Annotated in this window: 12 protein-coding genes; 7 read left to right on the plus strand and 5 right to left on the minus strand. The window is 45.4% G+C overall.

Annotation, left to right across the window (positions count from 1 at the left end):
* Window positions 1-25 precede the first annotated feature (25 nt).
* Window positions 26-1,306 carry an amino-acid N-acetyltransferase gene (gene argA / locus A3IE_RS0109915; protein ID WP_020395463.1) on the plus strand — a complete coding sequence of 427 codons (1,281 nt, stop codon included), beginning with the start codon at window positions 26-28 and terminating at the stop codon, window positions 1,304-1,306.
* A gap of 53 nt (window positions 1,307-1,359) precedes the next feature.
* A complete protein-coding gene (gene ung / locus A3IE_RS0109920) occupies window positions 1,360-2,037 on the plus strand; it encodes a uracil-DNA glycosylase (RefSeq protein WP_020395464.1) in 678 nt (225 codons plus the stop codon).
* A 2-nt stretch (window positions 2,038-2,039) separates the two neighbouring features.
* Here ung and A3IE_RS0109925 read toward each other — a convergent pair whose 3' ends face one another.
* A complete protein-coding gene (locus tag A3IE_RS0109925) occupies window positions 2,040-2,918 on the minus strand; it encodes a DUF4349 domain-containing protein (protein WP_020395465.1) in 879 nt (292 codons plus the stop codon).
* A gap of 22 nt (window positions 2,919-2,940) precedes the next feature.
* Window positions 2,941-3,972 (minus strand): alpha/beta hydrolase, encoded by a 1,032-nt coding sequence (locus A3IE_RS0109930; RefSeq protein ID WP_020395466.1) that lies wholly within the window; start codon window positions 3,970-3,972, stop codon window positions 2,941-2,943.
* A 1,051-nt stretch (window positions 3,973-5,023) separates the two neighbouring features.
* Between A3IE_RS0109930 and A3IE_RS0109935 the strand changes: the two genes are divergently transcribed.
* The 3 genes from A3IE_RS0109935 to A3IE_RS0109945 all read left to right on the plus strand — a co-directional run bounded on the left by A3IE_RS0109935 (window position 5,024) and on the right by A3IE_RS0109945 (window position 9,859).
* Complete coding sequence (locus A3IE_RS0109935) at window positions 5,024-6,664, plus strand: thiourocanate hydratase (RefSeq protein ID WP_020395467.1); 1,641 nt, start codon at window positions 5,024-5,026, stop codon at window positions 6,662-6,664.
* Window positions 6,661-8,559 carry a LysR family transcriptional regulator gene (locus tag A3IE_RS0109940; protein WP_020395468.1) on the plus strand — a complete coding sequence of 633 codons (1,899 nt, stop codon included), beginning with the start codon at window positions 6,661-6,663 and terminating at the stop codon, window positions 8,557-8,559. The genes A3IE_RS0109935 and A3IE_RS0109940 overlap by 4 nt, the downstream gene beginning before the upstream one ends.
* A 94-nt stretch (window positions 8,560-8,653) precedes the next feature.
* Complete coding sequence (locus tag A3IE_RS0109945; RefSeq protein WP_157832861.1) at window positions 8,654-9,859, plus strand: hypothetical protein; 1,206 nt, start codon at window positions 8,654-8,656, stop codon at window positions 9,857-9,859.
* On the opposite strand, the gene ppx is transcribed toward A3IE_RS0109945, so the two are convergent.
* Genes ppx through rpoZ form a run of 3 tightly spaced genes read right to left on the minus strand, consistent with a single transcriptional unit; the run spans window position 9,856 to window position 13,844 of the window.
* Window positions 9,856-11,367 (minus strand): exopolyphosphatase, encoded by a 1,512-nt coding sequence (gene ppx, locus A3IE_RS0109950; RefSeq protein WP_020395470.1) that lies wholly within the window; start codon window positions 11,365-11,367, stop codon window positions 9,856-9,858. The two genes, A3IE_RS0109945 and ppx, sit on opposite strands and share 4 nt — an antisense overlap.
* Before the next feature lie 43 nt (window positions 11,368-11,410).
* The gene (locus tag A3IE_RS22030; protein WP_020395471.1) at window positions 11,411-13,588 is read right to left on the minus strand and encodes a RelA/SpoT family protein; all 2,178 of its coding nucleotides are present in this window, start codon (window positions 13,586-13,588) and stop codon (window positions 11,411-11,413) included.
* A 34-nt stretch (window positions 13,589-13,622) separates the two neighbouring features.
* Window positions 13,623-13,844, minus strand: a complete 222-nt coding sequence (gene rpoZ, locus A3IE_RS0109960) for a DNA-directed RNA polymerase subunit omega (protein ID WP_020395472.1) — start codon at window positions 13,842-13,844, stop codon at window positions 13,623-13,625.
* A gap of 199 nt (window positions 13,845-14,043) precedes the next feature.
* On the opposite strand from rpoZ, the gene A3IE_RS0109965 reads away from it, so the two are divergent.
* Both A3IE_RS0109965 and A3IE_RS0109970 read left to right on the plus strand, forming a co-directional pair.
* Complete coding sequence (locus A3IE_RS0109965) at window positions 14,044-14,613, plus strand: hypothetical protein (RefSeq protein ID WP_020395473.1); 570 nt, start codon at window positions 14,044-14,046, stop codon at window positions 14,611-14,613.
* A gap of 98 nt (window positions 14,614-14,711) precedes the next feature.
* Window positions 14,712-17,393, plus strand: a complete 2,682-nt coding sequence (locus tag A3IE_RS0109970) for a hypothetical protein (protein WP_020395474.1) — start codon at window positions 14,712-14,714, stop codon at window positions 17,391-17,393.
* Window positions 17,394-17,408: the final 15 nt, after the last annotated feature.

Raw genomic sequence — 17,408 nt, forward strand, 5'->3', positions numbered from 1 at the left:
AATGTGTTTTAAGTTGGATGTCGTTATGCCGCAGCACATGCTTAATCGCACTAGCGTCGAATTTTTCCGCGAAGCCAGTCCTTATATTCATAAACATCGCGATAAAATTTTCGTGATCGCCTTACCGGGGGAAGTGGTTGAACAAGATTATTTTCGGCGCATTCTCCAAGATATAGCGATTATTGCGTCTTTGGGTACACGGGTTGTTTTGGTGCATGGCACACGCCCACAAATTGATAATCGCCTCATCAGTCGTGGTCAAGCTATTCGCTTCCATAATAGTTTAAGGATTACCGATGACGCCGCCCTACTCGCTGCCCAAGAAGCGTGCGGTTTTGTGCGCATTCAAATCGAAAATATCTTGACCCAAGCGCTGAATCCACCCGGTGCAAGTAGCAATCGACAGAATGTGATCTCCGGTAATTTTGTGAGTGCGCGTCCTGTTGGCGTATTGGATGGCGTGGATTATCGCCATACTGGCTTAATTCGGCGCGTGTCACACAACTCGATTTGTCGTCAATTAGAACAGCATCATATTGTATTGTTGTCACCACTGGGATATTCGCCTACTGGAGAAGCTTATAATTTACGTTATGAACAACTCGCCATTGAAACTGCCCAAGCCTTACAGGCCGATAAAGTCTTATTACTCAGCCCAATTCCCGTTCAATTGCCAGCGGAATTAACCTTGGAAGAAGCGGGTCAGTTTCGCGATCAACACGAATTGATTCCACAAATTATGGAAGCTTTGCAACATAAAGTTGGGCGCGTGCATTTATTGGATGCGAGTGTTGATGGCTCTTTATTAATGGAGCTTTATACACGCGATGGTATTGGCTGCATGATTGCGGCGGATGCGTTCGAAGTAGTGCGCCTTGCCACAGTGGACGATATTAAGGGCATTATGGAGGTGATTCGTCCGCTTGAAGACGCAGGGACTTTAGTGAAGCGTTCGCGCGAACAAATTGAACTTGAAATCAGCAAGTTCCAAGTGATTGAACGCGATAAACAAATTATTGGCTGTGTGGCGCTCTATGATACGGCTGATCCGAAAATTGGTGAGTTAGCGTGCTTAGCAGTACACCCGCATTATCGAGCCGCCAATCGTGGCGAGCGTTTATTGCAAAATGTCGTTAAAGTCGCGCGGGCTCAAGGCAAAGATCAGCTATTAATTCTTACCACGCAGACCAATGAATGGTTTCGGGAGCGCGGCTTTTTCGAAGCACACGTGGATGATTTGCCAGCCAATAAACGTCAACTGTATAACTACAAGCGCAATTCGAAAGTGATGTTTAAAAAACTGTAATACAAGCGTTCAAAATAATGTTAAATGACTAACACCTAGATAGAAAGACTTTTATGACTCCTGAGCAATTAGCGCCCTCATGGCAAGCCGTTTTGACAAGTGAATTTCAGAAACCTTATTTCCACACCCTGATGCAATTTCTGGAGCAAGAAGAGCAGCAGGGCAAAATAATTCTCCCCGCCAAAGACCAGCGTTTTAATGCCTTAAAGGCAACACCCTTAGAGCAAGTGAAGGTCGTTATTTTAGGACAAGACCCCTATCCGACTGCGGGTCATGCACACGGTTTATCCTTCTCGGTTTTACCTGAAGTAAAGCCTCTGCCACGTTCACTAAATAACATTTATAAAGAATTAAAAGACGACTTAGGCATAGACAATAAACACACGGGCTATTTACAAGCGTGGGCAGAGCAAGGGGTATTGCTCTTGAATACGGTTTTATCGGTCGAGCAAGCGCAGGCTGGCAGTCATCAGAAAAAAGGCTGGGAAACGTTTACAGATGCCGTCATTAAAGCCGTAAACGCGCAAACACATCCTGTCGTATTTTTACTGTGGGGTGCTCATGCACAAAAGAAAACAGCCCTGATTACCCATCCCCATCATTTGATTTTACAAAGCGCTCACCCTTCGCCGCTATCCGCCAAGGCTGGTTTTTTTGGCAGCCGCCCTTTCTCAAAAATCAATCGATTTTTAACAGAGCAAGGGCGCGGTGACATTAATTGGCAGTTATAAACCTAAGGTTTTTCACGATTCCAACGCAGTACTTTTTCGACAATCGACAATAACAGCCAAATCCCGAATAAACCAAAACTAAGTGCCGCCCAAAAACCCAGATACACTTTAGTAGACCACCAGAACGCGACTTTCGCACGTTCAAGCAAGCTAATATGCACAGGCTTGAGTGTGCGCATTTCTTGTAGGGTAAACTTCACCGTACAAAATTCATTTTGCACATCAAAATCCCCTAAGCTCACTCCTAATCCTTGAATTTGTTTCTCAATATCCAAAAGTTGATTAGTCAATTCAATTAACTCGCCTGTATTTCCGCCTGACTGACGTAATTCCAGCAGCGTATCGCGTGCTTTAACCAAGGATACGCGTTCTGCTTCTAATTTCTTGTATTCATTCGTTTTGTCATTTTTGTCGATTTGAATACTTCTTAAGCTACCGATATTACGCAGGGCCGCAATCATCGCATCAAACTTATCGGGCTTTACTCCCAAGGCTACATTCAATTGGCGCTCTGGCTTTAAACCGACGCGCTGCTCCAACTGAATCATTAACTCTTCTTTTTTAATCAAGTCGTATAGTGCCTGCTCATCCTTATCATAGGCCTGAGAAACGCTAGCTAGCGTACCAATTTTTTCATATTTTTGATCGACTGCCATGGCAACTTGAGTAGAAGCAGGACTTGGCTCGGCTTTTAGCTTGCTACTGGCATAGTTCTTTCTTTCCAAGGTAAAACTCGCCAAATTGGCATAATCATAAATGGGTTCACGCGGCATTTGCCCATCCGGCTTCATGATATAGCCATAGCCTAAACGTGCTCCCCATAACATTAAAAAAATACTGCCCAGTGTAGCTAATTTTTGTTTTAAGCTGAGTGGCTTCATGTTGATCCAAACTCCTTATTCTTCATTCTGTGAGGTGTTGCAATAACCATACACCCATCTCTGCATAAACGGGCTGCGGGGTAGTTAAGACGCTATTGTGTCCGCCATCCTGTACGCTACTCCATTGTTTATCCTGACTTGCAAACGCGCGGTAAAGTTGCTGCCCTTGCTCTAAAGGCACGAAGCGATCCTGTGTACCATGTAGCACTAAAGCTGGCAGGGTGACCTCCTTTGCCCAGTCAGCGGGTCGAATTTGTGGAATACTGGGCTGAGCGCTTAAACGCTGTGCTACATTTAAAAAAGGATAGAGCCAACGCGCTTCCGTGCGCCATGCTTCTGATACTTGTAGCTGCATGACCGTGGCTAAATCCGCAAAGCTATTCACAATAATCATCCCCTTCCAGAACGCTTCATTTTCCCGTGCCGCACTCACGGCAAAAGCACCACCCATCGATAATCCCCATAGAAAATTAGGGTCATTCGGCAAGTGAAAATGGGCGCGAGCCTCTAATACCAAGTGACGTGGCAAGCTACGTTCAAAGTCACTCGCCCCAAACGACATTGCTGGTAGCGGACTCTCACCATGGCTAGGTAAATCGGCCACCAAACAACGAAAACCTAGCGCAGCAAAGCGCTCAGCGACGGGCAATAAGTTTTCTTTGCGCCCATTACGCCCATGTAATAGCACTAAAGTCGCTCGTGTTTCCCCATAAGGTAATAGCTTAACCCCTCGCTGCTTGACCTGCTCGCGAATGCGTTGTGCACGCTGACTTAGCGTTGCGTTAGGTTTTGGCTCGACCAATAAGCAAGGTACTTGACCGGCGAGACAGTTATAAGAACGAATAGTTAAGCCAAACTGTTCGGGATTGTCTAAATAGGCTTGTTGATAAGCTTGCAAGGCTCGACGTGGCGGCGAAAAAATCTGGTGATGAAGCCAAAAACTAAAACCTAAGATTAAAACGCCTAAGATAAAACTTAAGTGGAATACAACCTTAAACCAACGCCATGGAAGTTTTTGAACAACGCGAATTTTATGCTGAGAAATGCTTATCATAGCGTTGATGCTAACTAAAGCCTGTGCAGGCGCTGTGCAAAATCCACAGAAAATCTTTGTAATAAAGGGCACTTAGGTAGCGTTCTAAAAATATTATAGAATAATAAAAAATTCCCCATAGGACGCTGTATAGCAAATTTTGCTATCGTGCTGATTTACCTTATTAAAAGCGCTTTGAGTATAACCCCTTATCAGTTTGGCGCTTAATTTTGATATAAGTCATAAGTTTAAGCGTTATGCAATGCCTAGATTTTATTTATAACTACTAACACTAAACCGCCAAATACACGACAACCTTATACGATAGTGTGGAATACAAGCCATCGATTAGGCCAGATTGTAGGCGCTATGACGGCTTACAAACCCAATTAAGCAGATGAATAAACTATGAAATAGATGAGGAATTCACCAATAAAAGATCAGATAAAATGGTACATTTTGGCCTGTAATTGGACTAACAAAACTCCATTATAGAGGTCATACTGGGAAAAAATTGTAAGCGCTTTGGGATTAGGTCAGACTATTGTGACCGCTAAGCCTAAAGAAATTCGTACTAGCGTAAGCCACCTTCGTAACATGAAGGATGGGCAGATTTTAGCTTCCGGTTAAGCACAAGCTGTTTATGTTTACGCTATACCGAGCAAGCTGTTGATGTGGGGATCATTACCTTTGGTGCAGGTGTGCAACGCATTAGCTTTTGCATCATTGCTAAAGCATAAAAGACTAGCTCCTAGCCTTAACCAGTAAGGTGCAAACCGGCCTGAAGATAATGATAACTCTCAATACTGACGGGCAACCGTCAAGCGCCAGCAAGGTGCGTGAAGGAAAGAAGACCTGAGGCTTCTAGATTCCAGAAACCTTGCTACCCCTGTTTTCAAGTGCGAAAACCCCTCCATTGACCTAAGCATCTACACGCACTTAGGGATTGGTACAACGCAATAAGTGCTTGAAAACTAACGCCTAACTTAAAACCGATTTTTTTCTGAGTGTTGGCTCAGTGTTATGCACTGGGCAGAGCATCTCTTTATAGTTGAAAAATGCAGGAAAGGTTATGAAAAACGATTTTAAAGTCACGAACAGCATTCCTTTACGCTGTCGAACTTGGCGTCAAGAAGCCTTACTACGTCTGCTAGAAAATGTATTAGCTGTCGGTAATGAGCCAGACATGATGGCCTATGCCACTCTAGGTCGCGCTACTCGTGATTATTCTAGTCATGTGGCAATTGTCCATGCCCTCCAAACAATGACCGAGGATTACACCCTTATTATTCAATCTGGCAAACCGGTAGGTTTATTAAAAACTCATGCCCAAGCGCCTTTGGTCATTATGGCCAACTGTAATATGGTGGGTCACTGGGCTAAATCCGAGGTATTTTATCAACTTGAACGTAAGGGTTTAATTTGCTGGGGAGGTCTGAGTGCTGGAGCTTGGCAATACATCGGCTCACAAGCGGTAATTCAATCCACTTATGAGATTTTTAGTCGAATTGCTGAGCGCTATTATAACAACACCTTAAAAGGACACTTTATTCTCACCGCTGGTTTAGGGGCGATGGGAAGTGCGCAAGCTTTAGCAGCATGGATGGTGGGTGCCGTTATTTTAGTGGTGGAGATTGATCCTGAACGTATTCAAAAATGCTTAGCTAAAGGTTATTTACAACAACAGGTCACTAGCTTAGAAGAAGCCCTGATACGTATCAAAACTGCCATCGCCCAGCGTGAAGCACTTTCCCTTGGGCTATTAGGGAATGCCGCAGTCATTTTCCCCGAGATTTTAGCCCGTGGCTTCATTCCACATATCGTGACCGACCAAACCCCCGCACACGATTTGTTATACGGCTATATTCCCGCTGACTATGATTTAGCCAGAGTACACGAACTGCGCCAAGCCAATCCTAAAGAGTTAATGCTCGCAGGTTTAGCCTCTATTAAACGCCAGATGGAGGCGATGCTTGGCTTCCACAAAGCCGGTTCAGTGGTATTTGATCATGGCAATTTAATTCGTACCCAAGCGTATAGTGCTGGTGTAGCAGATGCCTTTGATATTCCGGTGTTTACCGAGGCATTTTTACGTCCTTTATTTTGCCGTGCTATTGGTCCCTTCCGTTGGATTGCTCTCTCGAACGACCCAGACGATATTCACCGCATTGATGAGTACATGGTGCAGCGTTTCGCCGACAACCACATTGTCACTAATTGGATTGGTTTAGCTCAGCAGTACGTGCCATTTGAAGGATTACCGGCACGAATCGCTTGGCTAGGACACGGCGAACGCACCGAGCTGGCACTAGCGGTCAATCAAATGGTGGCCGATGGACGCTTAAAAGCACCTGTCGCCTTCACGCGTGATCATCTGGATGCGGGTGCGATGGCACACCCTTATCTCATGACGGAAAACCTACGCGACGGCTCAGATGTCATTGCTGATTGGCCTTTGATTAATGCCATGCTGAATTGTGCATCCGGTGCAGATCTCGTCGCTATTCACTCAAGCGGTGGTGGGGACAGCGGCTATATGACCTCGGCAGGCGTAACCATTATTGCCGATGGCACACCCGCGGCTGCCCAACGCTTGCAATTATCACTCACTAACGACACTAGCCTAAGCATTATTCGCTATGCCGATGCGGGTTATCCAGAAGCTATTGAAGAAGCAATCTATAAAGGAGTTGGCTATATCGCCCTCTCATGAACCTAAATCTTACTGACACCTTACCGCGATTTAATCGCTTAACATTCGCGATGCTGAGTACCTTCTTAGAGGTCTGCTATAGTCCCAGTTTGTCCGATGCGGCCGCGCGTTTGGGCACATCAAAATCCAGCTTTAGCGAAGCTTGTTCCAGCCTGAAACAAATTCTAGATTTACCTTTATTAGAGCGTCACAAAGCTGGCTTATACCCGAATGAGCAAGCTCTTTTTTTAGTGAAATATGTCTTATTACTCCAAAATCTAGAGCAATTCGCCCAACGCATTCAAGTTCACACCCCGACTTATGTGCGCCTCAAGATTCCTGCACGCTTATGGAATGCGAGCTTCACCCGTCATTTGAGCCATGCCCTACAAGCGTGCGCTCAACATTCGCCACAAGTCTTAATTTGGCCCGAATTATCAGGTCAAAGTGCCATTGATGAGAAACCCATGCACGCCGAAACGCGTTTTGGTGAATTAGAAACGGCTTGGCAGCCACCTTGGGATGAGTTGGCACAAGTGAATTTAGCCGTGCTCGAAAAACAGCAGCTTAGCGCTGATCAGACCATTATCGCGAGTGCACCTTGGTATGTCATGAGTTATGACAGCCAGTTTCTAGAAGGTCGTCATTTGAGTTTGAACGAATTACCGTTGGAACGTTGGATTATTCCGCAAATGCCTTGGTCTTTTTTGCACGCAGCCGCACTCTTTTGCACGGAACATCGCATCATGTTTGAGCAGAGCAATCAAGAAGCGAGCAGCCTATTACGCGAAGCACCGGATATCAAAACGGTGATTTTTATTAATGGCTTACTGCTGCCAGAAACGATTCATCCGGGCTGGCATTGTACCGAAGTCCCGAAGATTGCTCACATGGTGCTTGCTCTACAGCACGATGCCACGCTTGCCATTACCAATGTACTGGCACACGCCTTACAAGAAGCTTGGCACACCAACCCGCCCTTACCGACTTGGCAACCGAACACCAGTCTCAAGCAATGGCGTTATTTTGCCGAAATTTTGGAAAAAGGCTCAGTTTCATCCGCCGCACAAAGCTTATTCTTATCGCAACCTGCCCTGAGTATGCAGCTCAAGCAGTTTGAGGATAGTTTGCAGACACGGGTATTAGAGCGCAAAACAGGCTCACGCCAATTGCAACTCAATAGTGCGGGACAAGTCATTAAACAAATCCAACAAGGTATGTGGGATGTGTTTAATTTATTAGGACAATATTGCCAACAGCAACGTCTGCAACTCAGTCAAAGTTTATTACTAGGTGTATTACCGAGTATCGATTTGCGTAGCCGCCTGTTGGATATTATTGTTAATAAAGTGGAAACATGGATTGAAGATCACCCGAGCGTACGACTTGAGATCATTGAGGAGCGCCATCATTATTTGATTCATGCTTTGCGCAACCAAACACTTCACTTAGCGATTACCGAAGCCGAAGCCCCTTGGACCATTCAATTGGCGCTTGATGAACCCGAGGAAATGGGCTTAGTGGCGGACACGAACTTATTGCGTGACCCACAGATTAACACCCTGCATTGGGGCGACTTAGAAGCGATTCCGCTGATTTTACCACGCCGTGGTTCGGGGATGCGTTTATTGATTGATGCACACTGTTTGCAACAAGGTATTCAAATCCGACCATGTATGGAATCAGATAGCCTGAATATTAATCGCCTATGGATCTTACAAGGTCGCTATGCCTCCATCTTGCCTCGCTCGGCCCTCACCAGCTTAGCGGAAGCAAATCCGAATATTCGGTTTATTAGCCTCATACCACGTTTAGATCGAGTATTGCGGCTAACTTATTTGAAAAATAGAAATCTGAATCCTATTGAAACACAGTTGATCCACTTTTTATTACAACGTCCTGCTAGCTGGCATTAAGCGCGCTGATTAGCATTTCTTACTTTGCCTTTTGCTAGTTGAACTGCCTACAATCACATTTGTCATGGAAGAAGTCCTCATGCGGAGTAAGTGATTGCAGTTTGCGGATATCGTCTACTACCTCTACATTTTGCTAATGGTCACAGGCTTAATCGGCCTGTGGCGTTGGCTATTAGGTTTTGTAGCACGCTTTGAAAACCTCACGAAAGGAAAAAGCAATCTGATTTTTTTGGGCGTTATGCTTACCGCTTTTATTATTGGTATGAGCATCGCTGTTCAGATCAATCAATGGCGTCGTAGTGTTTTACCCTCAGTATTAGCTCCTGAAGCGAAGCCATCCCACTCGAAGCAAAGTACTGCCCAAGCAGAACAAACCACTATCACTCCTGCCGACCAACAAAATCTCAGCGACGAACAACGTTTAATTTTATATGAAACCGAACATTATCCTAAGCTTCATCAACAACGCCTAGCGCTCTATGAAGAAATGAAGTTCTTGCAGAATTTTGTCAGAGACCTCGATATCTTGGCAGAACAATTACCTAAACAACGTGAACTATTGCGCGGCATTCGTAACATTCGACTGGGGACTTTTAATCGCCTTTCTAATCGCTATTTGCTAGTCAGCCAAGAACTGCGCCGTTTCTGGGTGCATTATATGACCGTCAGTAAAAGTGATGCCGAAGCCAAATTTAAGCAACAAGCGGAGGTGCTCACCTCTGTGATTCAAGAAGCCATGGGGGATACTTTAGACGATAGACGTCAGGAAGAGCTCTTGATTACTAACCACATCCAAGGCATTAGCAAACTGTTAAAAACCAATCAGTTGCCAGACGTTAGTGCAGGTATTACCAGCTATACTGACCAAAATCGCAACTTGGTTGTCAATGGAATGCGCGAACCGCCCCCCGAGGGTTTGCGCAATTATCTATTGCAATTAGCCTCACAACGTAGCGACATCCATCAACGTCTAGGCCAAATTAAACAATATCAAAGTATTTATCCGGACTTAAACGACTCCTTAGAGCGCACCGCTCAGTTGTGGCGCGAAGCCTTACAACATAACTTATATGCTGATTATCGTTTAATTTATGCACTGGAAATTGAATATATTCTGCAACAGCTCAATATGAATGTCGCTCAAAGCCAACGTAAACGCTTAAAGAGCGATGTAGAGGCCGCATTACCACGCATTATGGATAATATGATTGTTAAAATGGCTGACGCTGAGGAGGCGTATAGCCCTGCATTAAAAAGCAATAAAACCAAAAATAATAAAGCGACCCAGCAAAAACCTTAGCAAGAACACTTCAATTTAAACTTTACTTCCTTTAAATACTTTTTTTCTTCATCCAAATCAGCAAATAACAGTGAATGCTGTTGCTCATCACCGTCAAAAACAAGGCTGAGTGAATCAGATTCTGCTTTCACCTGATTGATCGTAGCAGTCACTTGGCCACTGCGGGAGCGATGTAGCAAGGTGGCAAGGCGCAATAGCACACTCAGATAAAGTGCTTCCTGAGCGCGCTTAGTATCAAAAACTTCAAATAATTTGGGATAAATTTTGCGTCGATGGGTACGCACTAACACGCTAAGCCAATGCTGTTCTTCCGTGGCAAAACCCATTAAATCAAAATTTTCTAATAAATAAGCACCATGTTTGTGGTAGCCATTATGGGAAACCGCTAAACCAATCTCATGCACTTCAGCCGCCCACGCTAATAAATCACGCAATTCAGGGGTTAATTTCCACACCGATTGGCAAGCATCAAATAAAGCTAATGCGGTCGTGCGCACGGCTTGCGCATGTTGCTTATCAAGCTGAAAACGGGCTTGCAAACCACTGACTGTCTTACCACGCAAATCACTACTAGGTTCATAACGATTAATACGCTCATACACCAAACCTTCACGCAAAGCGCCATCTGACACGGTCATACGTTCAATATTGAGTGCTTCAAATACACTCATTAAAATCGCTAAACCGCCTGCAAATACAGGTTTACGTTCCTCGGATAAACCCGCAAGTTGTAATTTACTGAGCTCTTTAGCCTCGACCATGCGCTCTTGAATGACCTGCATATTGGCTAAGCTAATATCATAGGAGGCTAATTTCAGCTCTTGAATTACTTTACCAATGGCTTTAATCGTGCCTGACGCGCCACTTACTGCCTCCCAACCGACATTGCGATAGCTCCGCTCGATGGGCATTAGCTCTAATTTCGCCGCCGTCATGGCTTTCTTCCAGCGACTTTTCGTTAAATTACCGTCATCAAAAAAACGCTTACTACCGGTGACACAGCCCATTTCTAGGCTTTCGGTATATAAAGACTCATAGCCTTGACCAATAATGAGCTCCGTGCTGCCCCCACCAATATCCACCACTAAGCGTCGTGCTTCCGGTTTATCATTAGCACCTAACGAATGTGCCACGCCCAGATAAATCAAACGTGCTTCTTCACGCCCACTAATCACTGAAATAGGATGACCTAAAGCCTCTTCGGCCAGATTGAGAAACGCACGAGCATTATGTGCACGGCGCATAGTATTCGTGCCTACGGCAGCGACATCGGTTGAGGGGAATTGACGAATTCGGTCGCCGAAACGTTGAAGGCAAGCCAAAGCACGTAATTGCGCTTCGAGGGTTAAATCGCCTTTCGCATTAAGACCGCTTCCTAAACGTACCGCCTCACGCAAACGATCTAACACGCGCACATGACCCAGCTTATCAACGCTCACCACAATCATATGAAAGCTATTAGAGCCGAGATCAACAGCGGCAATATGTTGATTTGCTTGTAATGGCATACTGCCTTCCTTTTATGACAGTGCACCATCCAGCACTAGTTCCCTAGTCTAGGTCGGCATGTTTCGCAGCATTCAGATTTTCTTGCACGCGACTCACACGAATAATAGATGGCACATGTTCAACTTGTTTAATAATCTTATTGAGATGTTCTAGGTCACGCACCCACAAAACCCAACGCGTTTCTTTAATACGTTGGTCACCGCTAGTGTTGACATCCTCAATATTAACATTAAGTTCATGCATAAGTTGAGTGATATGGTGTAACACCCCGACCACATTATGTGCTTGCGTTTGAATGGCGGCGAGGAATAGCTGCCCCTCATTCGGTTTAGCCCAGCCAACGGATAAGATTTCGCTTGCATCATGCTGTGCATGTAAGACCGAGCATTTATCACGATGTACCTGTAAGCCACTGCCTGTATGTAACACAGCTAGAATTGGCTCATGCGGTAAGGGATAACAACAGGTCTGACAATGCACGACCATCCCTGAAGAGCCTTTGATCAGTAGTGGCGTGTCTTTCGGTGCGACACTCACTGGTCCTGCTTGATTCAATAAGCGCTTGGCTAATAAGCGAGAACAATGCTCATTACGGGCAATTGAGACATATAAATCATCCATGGTCGCCATATTGGCACTGGCCAATAATCCATCCAAACTATCAGGCGCGACGGCATCTAAACTAGAAGATTGATCACGCAGGGCTTTCTCGAGCAAACCCTTACCAAGCTCTAATTGATCGGTATGCTTTTGCTGATCGCGCCAATGACGGATGTAGGATTTAGCGCGGCCAGTCGTGACAAAATTTAGCCATGATGGTTGAGGCGTAGCATCTTGATGGGTAATGATTTCAACGGTCGATCCGGTAGGAATGTGCGTGCGTAACGGCACTTCCTCCCCATTAACCCGCGCCCCCACACAATGATGCCCAACTTTGGTATGAATTGAAAAAGCAAAATCCACCATCGTTGCGCCATTGGGAAATTCTTTGAAATCTCCTTTTGGTGTATACGCATAAATGGCAGTTTGGAATAAATCCGCCTGCATATCATCATAAAAATCATTCGCAGAACTGGACTTAATGCCCATTTCACGCACTTGATCCTGCCAACGTTTTAAAGCGTCTTGAACCAAGGCGGCACGCTGTCCTGAATTTTGCCCTGGGGTATGCCACTGCGCTGCAATACCATGCAAAGAGGTTTGGTACATATCACGGGTTTGAATCAAGACGCGCATATCGCGCTTACTAGGCAGTAAGACCGTCGTTTCCAGTGCTTGGAAACCATTCACTTTGGGGCTAACAATAAAATCATGAACTTGCCCATAGCGAGGTTGATAGGCCGCGTGCACAACGCCTAAAACACGATAACATTCGTCGACGGTTCCCACAGAAATGCGTAACTCAAATACCTCACGCTCCATACTAAATTTGCGACGCTCACGCTTCATACGCTTGATGCGCTCATACAAGCGAGCAACATTCTTATCGGGTATAACAATACGAGCAGCGGGTATTAACTCTTGGAGTCGATTCGAAAGGTTGGCAATAATCTGGTCGGTCACTGCTTTATTTTTCTCAGCATCGCAAGCAACCACCGATTCGAGCGCCTTATAACGCCAAGGATGTAAATTTTGAAACACCAAGGCTTGCATCTCGCGGCGCAAATTATTCATGCCAAGCCGCTGTGCGATGGGAATGTAAACCCGTAGCGTTTCTACCGCGATACGCTTTTTGGCTTCGGGTTTTTGATGACCTAATGTGCGTAAATTATGTAAGCGATCGACCAATTTGATGAGAACAACGCGAAAATCTTCGGTCATACTTTGCATCATTTTACGAAAACTTGCGATCGTCACCGCCTGTTTATCGACATAGTCCTTACTTTCTAGCTTGGTCACACCATCTACTAGAAAGGCTACACTAGCACCAAAATGCTCCTTAATTTCCTCTAGAGAATGGGAAGTGTCTTCCACCACATCATGTAATAAGGCCGCACAAATGACATCCGCCTCAAAATGCCAAACAGCCAGAATACGTGCGACTTCAACAGGGTGGGTAATATAAGGCTCACCTGACTTACGGGGCACACCCACATGAGCTGTGGCTGCAAAATGAAACGCTGTATAAACCTTCTGAATATCTTCAGGTGGCATATAACGTTCCACAGTATTAATTAAATCTGTGGCTAGATAAAAATCATCAGAGGGATTGTAAGTCATAGCACATTCCCGAGGCATGAGGCACTAGTAGTGGCTAATCATGATCTAAATCAAAAGCGGCGCGCGCTTTACTTTGTTTGTTTAATAAGCCCTCTGAAATTTCGCGCAAAGCAATAACGGTAGGCTTATCACCCATTTCCTCGACCAACGGTTGCGCCCCTTGGGCTATATCGCGCGCACGCTTAGCTGCTTTTAAAACCAATTCAAAGTTATTTTCAACATAGGGTAAGCAGTCTTCAATAGTAACACGTGCCATACGTTTTTTATCCTTCAGCAAAGTCAAATGGAATAGAGAAACCTTTGATTATAGCCAGCTCCTATCAAAAAGAAACTGCAAAATAGTTAATGCAGGCTTAACTTCAGATACAGTCCTCAAAAAACACCGAACTATTTACTCTGCTGGCAATCCAATCATTGCTAGCCATTTGCTTGTTCCAAGGAGAATTAGCCCGCCTATGAAAGCACTTTATTTTGCTCTTAGTATGAGCCTATTAGCCTTAAGTGCTTGCGATCACAAGCAGCCTAAAGTGGATGCTGAGCAGAGCAATAACCCTAAAGAAGCTGAGTCTACTCCCAGTCCTCAACCAGCGAAGCTGAAACTTCATTTCCATACCAGCGGTGAAAGTTTTTATAATGACATACAACTAGACGATGGCCGCTTATCTATTACCTATTTCACTGATGCGGAACAACGGTGTGCACAATGGTATAAAAGTCAGCCATGTTGGACAGCTGCTGACTTAGAAACCATCAGCACGAACTTAAGTCCTGAACAAGAAAAAAATCTCACAAAAATCATAGAAACCAGTGGTCTAATGCAATTAGAAGGCGAGCGTTTCGGGTCAAAGAACTTACGTGAGCGAGCTTATAATGAAAAATTAAATGTGCAATGGGGCAATATTGAGCGACAGTTTATTTATCGTAGTCGCCCCGATGCCGAGCCAAAACCAGATGCTTTAATACAAGTAGAAAACGCTTTGCGGCAGTCTTTACCCGCTAAGCTTGGAAAAACCGCCACACGATAAGCTAGACAGTCTACTCAGGGGGAGTTAACGTCTGCTCTATTGTTACGCTTTGCTCTATAATGGCGCACCTAACACCTCTAACCCCTAATACTGAAAACATGGCTGAACTTTCATCAACTGCATCGAACCAAGCGGCTTTGCCTGTCTTGGCAAACCTTCCCGAGCGTTTTACCCTGACTAGCCAGCGCGCCCGTAGTGTTTTCGCGGATAGTTATTGGGTAAATGATAATCAGACGCCAGACCAGGGCGATCACCCAGTGGCTAGCTTATTAGTAGTGTCAGCGACTTTAAGTGAACTACCCCAGTTCGCCGAATATTGGGAACAAACTTTAAGTAATCCTATTGCGGTCGATGCTTACCCAGACATCATGGCTTACGGACAAGACCAAGGGCAATTTTGGTATATTTGTTGCACCGACCAAGCCCCCTTACTTAGTGAAATATTCGACAAACTGCCAGCTCAAGGTTTAGCGCTTGAAAAAGCCTTACAGTACACCGAACAATTAGTCGAAAGTTTAGATCATGTACAAGCGGGCGCTTTTGGTTACTTAGACCCAGCGACTGTGTTGCGCCGTGAACAGCATTATCAATTCCTAAATGCGCCCTTAGCACGTATCTTGCGCTTACTCGTTGTGCCTGAGCAAGGCCAGCGTCCTACACTAGCTTTAGCATCACCGTGGCTAAGTCCTGCGGTGGCTGGTGGTAATTTTCCGCAAACCGAAGATGATACTTTTTCGGTGGCAAGCATCTTGACCTTCTTATTGTCAGCTCATTTACCCTATCAACAAACCAGTAGTTTAGCTGCGGCTGCTAATCCAGAAAAACCTGTACTACTTTCTAAACTAAGTGCTCCTCAGCAAAACATTATGCAAGGAGCTTTATCCTTACAAGCCGCTGACCGCCCTGAAAACCCTGATATATTGTTAAAAACCTTAAGTGGCAAACTTGCACCCACAAAACGCCCCAGCACTCGCCCTTGGCTGCTAGCGCTCGCTGCTAGTGTCGTCGCTTATGCGGGTTATCACTTAGTGAGTCAAGTAAATAGCAATTTAGAAACGCCGCTGCCAAGCCAAACCAGCAGCACGTCTGTCAGCACAGAAACACTCACTGCTAACGCGACTGTAACAAACACTGATACTGCTAAGATGCCGGACTTGGCCTTAATCAATGAAAAACCGCTTGAAGCGCCTAAAGTAGCGGAGCCAGTAGCCACACAAACCACTAACACCACTAACACTCAACCAGCAGAAGCTGCTCAGCCATCAGCAAGTTCAGTCAGTGATACTACCAAGGCAAGTGAGTCCTCCTCTAGTGAAAGTATTAGCAATACTAGCGCACCCCAAGAAACTACAGCCACGTCAACCACTGCTACAGCATCGGCTGGCGAGACCAGTACAAATGATCAGACTGATAAAACTAAACTAACTCAGCAAGCTCAGTCTGAAAAGTCCGTCGAGCCAAGCACTAACCGCTTAACGTCCAGCGCACCAAGTAACCCATCTGCTAGTGCCGACCCAAAACTCACAGAGTGGCAAGATAAAGCGGAAGTGCTGATGCAAACCAATGCTATTTCGAAGGAGGCTTTGGAATTACTCCAACAAGCTTGGCAGGCTGATTCGCAAAATGAACGTACTAAAAGCTTATTGAATAAATTTATGGCTTCGCGTTTGTCACACACTGAAACACGGATTCGTAATAATCAATTTGAGGATGCACGTAAGCTTCTACAGGAAAACGATCAACTGATCCGCGATTACACCTTGATTGACCCCCTTGAAAAACAGGTCAAATTAGAAGATTTGCTGGAAACCCAAGAGCGTGAGCAAGCTGAAATAGCAAGCCTCTTGAAGCAAGCAGAGACCGCATTGAAGCGCGGGCGCTTGAGTAATTTAGATAAGAATGATGATAATGCGCTGAGCTATCTAACACGTGCTATGAACTTACAACCAAGTCATGCACAAAGCCGACAGCTGTTGCAAGATGTGGTGGCAAAACGGCAAAGCCAGATTAAAAATGCTTTAAAAAATCAGCAGTTACGCTTGGCCGGACAGCAATTGGCGGAATCAGATCGTTTGATTCGCCAGTATAATCTAAACCCATTAGAAAAAAGCCAAAACAACTTAGAGCAACAGTATCAAACCTTAATCGCCGAAGCTAAACGGCAGGAAGCGATGGCTCAACAAACCACAGAACTCCCCGGGATAACTCGGACTGAATCAAGCGCTTTTGATGGCACGCAGGTGCCTGAGCAAATCGCTAGTCCGGAAGGTGCTCTAGAAAACGATCCCAGCACGCCAGAAGCAACACCTGAAACAACACTCAACGACATTAATCCTGTTCCAAACCTTGTTGAGCTCCCCAGTGACAGTAACAATCAAACACCCACGTTAGAGCGCTCCTCAGGCTTGGATCAAATGGATGCAATTGCTTTACCTCGTGAAACTGAAACCATTAATCCGCCACGCGCCCCGCGACCAAGCTCCTCCGGTTTGGATCAAATGGATGCGATTGCCTTGCCCACAGAGCCAGCACAGGTTGAGCCACAGCCACAGCCACAGCCACAGCCACAGCCACAGCCACAGCCACAGCCACAGCCACAGCCACAGCCACAGCCAATTAGCATAGAAGCATTGCCGGTTGAACAGCAAACTGAACAACCTGAAACCTTACCACCGGAACCGCTCAATCAAGAATCGGACGAAGCTCAAGTTGAACTCCCATTAATTGAAATTCCGCCCTCAATTATTGATACGAACTTACCAAATAATGAACGACGCTAATGGAGTTCACCAACA

Origin of the sequence: Thiolinea disciformis DSM 14473, from assembly GCF_000371925.1 — a bacterium.
GTDB classification, from domain to species: Bacteria; Pseudomonadota; Gammaproteobacteria; order Thiotrichales; family Thiotrichaceae; genus Thiolinea; species Thiolinea disciformis.

Coding starts and splice junctions, on each gene's coding strand:
- argA (WP_020395463.1), top strand. CDS start 26: ATGCCGCAGCACATGCTTAATCGCACTAGCGTCGAATTTTTCCGCGAA.
- ung (WP_020395464.1), top strand. CDS start 1,360: ATGACTCCTGAGCAATTAGCGCCCTCATGGCAAGCCGTTTTGACAAGT.
- A3IE_RS0109925 (WP_020395465.1), bottom strand. CDS start 2,918: ATGAAGCCACTCAGCTTAAAACAAAAATTAGCTACACTGGGCAGTATT.
- A3IE_RS0109930 (WP_020395466.1), bottom strand. CDS start 3,972: ATGATAAGCATTTCTCAGCATAAAATTCGCGTTGTTCAAAAACTTCCA.
- A3IE_RS0109935 (WP_020395467.1), top strand. CDS start 5,024: ATGAAAAACGATTTTAAAGTCACGAACAGCATTCCTTTACGCTGTCGA.
- A3IE_RS0109940 (WP_020395468.1), top strand. CDS start 6,661: ATGAACCTAAATCTTACTGACACCTTACCGCGATTTAATCGCTTAACA.
- ppx (WP_020395470.1), bottom strand. CDS start 11,367: ATGCCATTACAAGCAAATCAACATATTGCCGCTGTTGATCTCGGCTCT.
- A3IE_RS22030 (WP_020395471.1), bottom strand. CDS start 13,588: ATGACTTACAATCCCTCTGATGATTTTTATCTAGCCACAGATTTAATT.
- rpoZ (WP_020395472.1), bottom strand. CDS start 13,844: ATGGCACGTGTTACTATTGAAGACTGCTTACCCTATGTTGAAAATAAC.
- A3IE_RS0109965 (WP_020395473.1), top strand. CDS start 14,044: ATGAAAGCACTTTATTTTGCTCTTAGTATGAGCCTATTAGCCTTAAGT.
- A3IE_RS0109970 (WP_020395474.1), top strand. CDS start 14,712: ATGGCTGAACTTTCATCAACTGCATCGAACCAAGCGGCTTTGCCTGTC.